Source organism: Spirosoma sp. 48-14, assembly GCF_001898575.1.
Classification (GTDB): Bacteria; Bacteroidota; Bacteroidia; order Cytophagales; family Spirosomataceae; genus Spirosoma.
The window spans coordinates 121,723-126,840 of record NZ_MKUD01000019.1 but is presented as its reverse complement, the minus strand read 5'-3'; the positions used below and the strand labels follow the sequence as shown (position 1 = coordinate 126,840).

Here is a 5,118-nt window from a genome sequence, read left to right as displayed (position 1 = left end):
TGGATAATTAGGCATTTAAGCTATCAACCTGTGCATTGCCTGCGAAATGGACAAGTCATTCGCAGGCAATGAAAACCAGTAACCCAGTACCCACTCAACCTAAAAACCCAATCATGAAGGAAGCCTATAGTATATATCAGTCCATTCCGAGTGACGTACTGATTGCGATGTGTTTGTTTTTAGGCGCTATGGCCAGACTTGCGCGGAACGAATCGATTAGCTTTTGGGCAGCCGGAAAAGAGTTTTACTACTCGATTATTACCGGGGCTGTGATCACAGGTTTTGTGATCTGGCTGGCTGATTGGGAGTTAAAAACGGGTTGGTGGGTAGCGCTGGCTTCACCCATGGCTTGTTCAGTGATCGTGGAGATTGCCCACAAGAAAGCTGAACAGATTCGCGATATGAGTCTATCCGAAACGATTCTTTTCATTTTCAATGAACTTAAAAAACGTCTCACCAAAAATCCAACTACGTAATCTGTATGAAAACCCTTGTCGATCTTCTGCTTTTCTTTTCGGCCATCGGGTCGGTGTTTTTTGTAGCCGTACTGGCTAATGTTCCAACGCGCGTCCGCATGGCCGTACTAACAATTCCCCCGTCGTTCTTTATGGCGTTTTTGCTTCATCTGCGCTGGGCGAGACATCTGGACTGGGGGCTCACGGCCGTGGGTCTGTCGATCATCGCATCGGCACTACTGGGCTTTCAGTTCATCCACGATACACCACTTTCCAAAGAGGTACGCAAACAGCTCCTTAAGCGGTTCGGTATTATCTGCGGCCTGTCGGCGCTATCGGCTGGGCTGGTTACAGCACTCGTTGTCAATAGCCAGGGCGAGGCCATACATCAGCCAACCAAAACGAGTGCCGCACCAACCTCACAAACTGTTGCCATCAGCGACTCGACAGTGCGCGCCATTCAGGAATTTAACCGCAAACGTGATGAAAAATAGAGTCTTGCACTATCTAATCTTGCTGCTTGTGCTGTCAGCCTGTATCCTGCTCTGCTTACAAGGCAAAGCGCAAAGCATGCCCCTGGTCCTGAATCCCGATCCGGCGTTCTGGCATGCTAAATACGAACAGCAGAAAGCCCGTGCCGATTCGCTGGCGTATTGGGGTACAAAAGCGATCATGGGACTCGAAGCTCACTTGCAGGCTGCCAACGATACAATCACTAAACAGAATAAAGTCATTGCTACAGTCGTCGATGATCGCAACACGGCTACTGATCGTGCAGTAAAAGCAGAAAATACGGTTGCCAAACTCGAAGCCGATCGGCCGAAAACGTGGGCAGGTAGGGTTTGGAAGGATTTTAAAACAGGGCTTAAAATAGCATTGCCAGCGTATGGGGTTGGGTTTATTGTCGGTCGATTTCGCTAAATAACTATGAGCACCAAACTCCAACCTAACGACTACGAATCAGCCGCTAAACGGCTCGGTACTGGCATTGCCGAAGTAAAGGCTGTTTGCGAAGTCGAATCGGGCGGTACCGGATTTACAGCCGATGGCAAATGCATCATTCGCTTTGAACCGCACATCTTTTCGCGCTACACCAAAGGGCAATACGATGTGTCACATCCTACATTGTCGTTTCCAGTTCGTCGGGCTGGCTATCCGACTTCTGTTGAGCATAGCTGGAAACTGTTTGAGCAGGCAGCAAAACTTAATGCCAATGCCGCTGTGCTGGCCTGTAGCTGGGGGTTATTTCAGGTGATGGCGTTCAATTATTCTGCCTGTGGTTGTAAGAGCCTGAATGAATTTGTAGCCAGAATGGAGCGATCGGAAGGCGATCAGTTGGATATGTTCTGTACGCTATTAATCAACTGGGGACTCAATGACGAATTAGCCCGTCACGAGTGGGCTACGTTTGCGAGGGTGTACAATGGGCCGGATTATAAGAGTAATTTATATGATATGAAGTTAGATAAGGCATATCGAAAGTATTCAGTCAATTAAGCAGAGTTAGTTGTTTTTTCATGTAGAAAAGGTTAAGGGTTAAACTAGCAAATGGCCACCGTTGATTGGTGGCCATTTCTTTTATTGTACACTTATAAACGTTCTGCCCTTTAATACGCTATTAACTGTATTATAGCACTTACCAAGTTTTCTGGCAATTTGAGTGACTGTCCATTTATTGAAACTCAATTGCCTAATTTCAGCAACTTGATCAAGGGTAAGTTTGGGGGTAGTTTTTCTTTTAGGATGCTTGGCCTTTCTAGGTTTTCGAAGATTCAGCCTAAAGGCATGCAATTGATTTTCTTTTGCTGTAACATATTCAAGATTAGTGCACCTATTGTCAGTTTTTAGCCCATTAATATGGTTAATATCATATTTTAACGGTCTAGGTCCGATAAACGCAAGCGCAATAATACTGTGAACTGAATAGGTGACACAGAGGCCATTTTTTGCAAGTATAACCAGAAGATATCCTTTCTTATGTTTTCCCTCCTTGAGAATCTTTCCTTTTCTAATATTAAAGGCGCCGCCTTTACAGGGCACTAATCGATCAATTGAGCGCACTCTGCCAAAATTCGAAGCCTGATAAAACCCTTCATAACCGGGAACATCTTTCCATACCTCCCCCTTTCCCCCTACATTTGTAGCAGTCATAGCAATAGTCTGTTTATTGTTTTGATTAGACCCGGTTTAGGTGGTGGTACACCTTGCCGGGTTGCCTATTTTAGACTATACAATATACTAAAAATCAGTCATTTATCATAATATTTATTACCAAACCAAACAGCCTGATCTCGCTTTGAGATCAGGCTGTTTTTTGCAAATCACTCGAAAAATATTCCCAGAAACGGGAAAGAAATATTCCTACCTCAAAACGGGAAATCATCTTCACTAATTCGTTCTGGTTTCGGCTTAGGTTCTGGCTTAACGCGAACAGGTTGCTTAGGCGGCACAGCTCCTTCTGGAATCGGATATAACAGATAATCGCCGTACTTGCTTCGTTTCAAATAGGCAGGTCGAATGTTGGTTAAATCTTTCTTTTTGACCTTATAGTCTTTCTGTAGCCGGGTAATAGATACAAACACTTCGGGCCAACCGTCGGCGATCGGCACCCAGTCAACACTGAGGGTTAGTTGGTCAGGATCATAAAGCGGTTCAAGGTCTCCATGGGGTTTAATGAGCATACCGACAGGCTGAGGGTATTTGTATTGCTCTTTGGGTTCTTTATAAATGGGTACCCAGGCGCGCAGCATATACCAGCCTCGATCAGTTCTAGTTTTCCAGGTTTCAGGATATTGCCCTTTATGGAATTTTGGCAAGCGGCACCATTTATACCAGGTGTTCCATTCGGCGAGTTGGTAACCCGTCGCGATTAAGCAAAATATAGCTGCTGCCTTTTTGGCCTGGTCCCCAAAATGTTCCTTTCGACGAATATTCATAGCCGGAAAATGAATCTTCTCCCAGGCCTCGTTTACTTCTTTCAATTGCTGCTTTTCAGCTTTTTCCTGTTCTTCCCAAAACCAGCGTACTTCGCGATCGTCCCACTCATCCCGCCAGCGTTTTTTTCTAATTTTCTCAACTTCTTCCATGCGGCCAGGAATGGTTAGATACTGCCAAACAGCGCGACAGGCCAACGTATCCCATAGGGCCCGGTGTGGATTGGAACCATCATACCGAAACTCTGCTTCATCAGCCGCAACAGTTAGTTTTTTGAATTTATAACTACAGAAATAATCTGACCACTCGCCATAATGGACCGCGTAGGCATTCTGACAACATTTTAGGGTTGTTTGGCTTAAATCAACACCTTCATTTTTTAGAAATCCGCTGTCAAATGCAACATTATAGATAACTAACGTATGACCAGCTAAAATGCTAGTCAGTTGAGGAGCCAAATCAGCCAATGTTGGCAGGTCGTCACACAAAACCATTTCTGGAGTGATACCATGGATGCACTCAGCTTCTTCCCATTCCGTGTTTCTGGTTGGGCGAAGTAGGGTGTCTATAATAATTTCCCCCTGGTCATCGACGAGCGCCAATTCAATTACTTCGTCAGAGCCAGATAAGCCCGTCGTTTCCGTATCGAGATAATAGATCATAGCAGTTAGGATAGGAACACAAATTATTGATTCACAAACCGTAATCTTTTTACGGTCACTTAACTTTTCTGAGCAATCGACCGATCACATTCACCAGCCGACCGTTAGCAAATTCAACCAGCATCGTGCCGGTTTTTCCACGTGTGCATTTGCCATTCGGTTGTAGTACAGCCGTGCAGGGTTGTTTAATAAGTAGGGGATCAGTGAGCCGATCCCCTAAATAGATGTAGTTGCGTGTCATAATTGGTGGATTATGTGGATACCAACCGATAAGGCCAGATTGATTTCAATCGTTGCACCGGGCGATTTGCGCCAGTTCCTGAGTGCATACACGCTATGACAGCTCAGCAAGGCAATCAGATCCTCACGCATATAGTCGCACCAGGTCCGGTTATGGCAGTGGGGTAAATCAAGGGGACTGACAGGCTCGAACCCAAGGGCTATGACTTCCTGTTTGGCCGCTTCGAAGTTAGCGGTATATATCTCAGCAGGCAGATCGCCAATGTAGCCTGCGATGTAGCATTTTTTCATTTGACGTGCGAATAGGAGTTGTCAGGATTCTTTGACCAGGTCCGCGACTTGTTTTTGATAATCTTCAGCGCATAGGCTTCAACAATCTGCTCAGGGGTAATGCCAGCCCGTTGCGCTGAATCAAACAGACACATCATCGCATCGGCGTATTCTTCTGGATTGGGCTGGCCAGATTCTAAATCCTTTTCAATTTCCAGTATCTCAGATTCAGCTTTACGAAGGCTACTAACGGCTGTCGCTTCGGGAAAGATCTGCTTTGCCCATTGCCAGCGTTCGGCTTCGAGTGTCAATAAGGTATCCTGCATCAGTTTGTCGCTTGTTTTACTCGTGCTGTATCACACTCTGAATGCCATATCTTCGTTCCGCTCCAATCGCCACAGGCTGAGCCTTTGAATCCACGTTTGCCACATACAGAGCATTTCTGCCAATAGCGACGATAAATCTGTTGAAATGGATGAAACTGGATTTGCCAGTGATGAATATGCCAGCGGGGATGTTTGTACCATGGGCGATGATAACGGCGGTAGCAATGCCAG

General features: G+C 45.7%; 10 protein-coding genes. 4 read left to right on the top strand and 6 right to left on the bottom strand.

All coding sequences use genetic code 11. The features are described 5' to 3' along the window. Positions 1-113: 113 nt before the first annotated feature. Genes BGO59_RS12225 through BGO59_RS12210 form a run of 4 tightly spaced genes read left to right on the top strand, consistent with a single transcriptional unit; the run spans position 114 to position 1,952 of the window. Positions 114-476, top strand: a complete 363-nt coding sequence (locus BGO59_RS12225) for a hypothetical protein (RefSeq protein WP_293683910.1) — start codon at positions 114-116, stop codon at positions 474-476. Between the two features lie 5 nt (positions 477-481). After that, the gene (locus BGO59_RS12220) at positions 482-949 is read left to right on the top strand and encodes a hypothetical protein (protein ID WP_293683909.1); all 468 of its coding nucleotides are present in this window, start codon (positions 482-484) and stop codon (positions 947-949) included. Beyond that, positions 939-1,376, top strand: a complete 438-nt coding sequence (locus tag BGO59_RS12215; protein ID WP_293683908.1) for a hypothetical protein — start codon at positions 939-941, stop codon at positions 1,374-1,376. The genes BGO59_RS12220 and BGO59_RS12215 overlap by 11 nt, the downstream gene beginning before the upstream one ends. Positions 1,377-1,382: 6 nt before the next feature. Then, complete coding sequence (locus tag BGO59_RS12210) at positions 1,383-1,952, top strand: N-acetylmuramidase family protein (RefSeq protein WP_293683907.1); 570 nt, start codon at positions 1,383-1,385, stop codon at positions 1,950-1,952. Positions 1,953-2,033: 81 nt separating this feature from the next. On the opposite strand, the gene BGO59_RS12205 is transcribed toward BGO59_RS12210, so the two are convergent. The 6 genes from BGO59_RS12205 to BGO59_RS12180 form a co-directional block, all read right to left on the bottom strand. Then, on the bottom strand, positions 2,034-2,606 hold the full coding sequence (locus tag BGO59_RS12205; RefSeq protein ID WP_293683906.1) for an NUMOD4 domain-containing protein: 573 nt from the start codon (positions 2,604-2,606) through the stop codon (positions 2,034-2,036). A gap of 215 nt (positions 2,607-2,821) precedes the next feature. After that, a complete protein-coding gene (locus tag BGO59_RS12200; RefSeq protein WP_293683905.1) occupies positions 2,822-4,051 on the bottom strand; it encodes a 3'-5' exonuclease in 1,230 nt (409 codons plus the stop codon). A 55-nt stretch (positions 4,052-4,106) separates the two neighbouring features. Beyond that, entirely contained in the window at positions 4,107-4,292 is a 186-nt protein-coding gene (locus tag BGO59_RS12195) for a hypothetical protein (protein WP_293683904.1), read from the bottom strand. After that, on the bottom strand, positions 4,289-4,582 hold the full coding sequence (locus tag BGO59_RS12190) for a DUF4406 domain-containing protein (protein WP_293683903.1): 294 nt from the start codon (positions 4,580-4,582) through the stop codon (positions 4,289-4,291). Before BGO59_RS12190 ends, BGO59_RS12195 begins: the two co-directional genes overlap by 4 nt. Next, positions 4,579-4,887, bottom strand: a complete 309-nt coding sequence (locus tag BGO59_RS12185) for a dATP/dGTP pyrophosphohydrolase domain-containing protein (RefSeq protein WP_293683902.1) — start codon at positions 4,885-4,887, stop codon at positions 4,579-4,581. The genes BGO59_RS12190 and BGO59_RS12185 overlap by 4 nt, the downstream gene beginning before the upstream one ends. Positions 4,888-4,903: 16 nt before the next feature. After that, the coding region (locus BGO59_RS12180; RefSeq protein ID WP_293683901.1) for a hypothetical protein at positions 4,904-5,118 on the bottom strand (215 nt) is incomplete at its 5' end.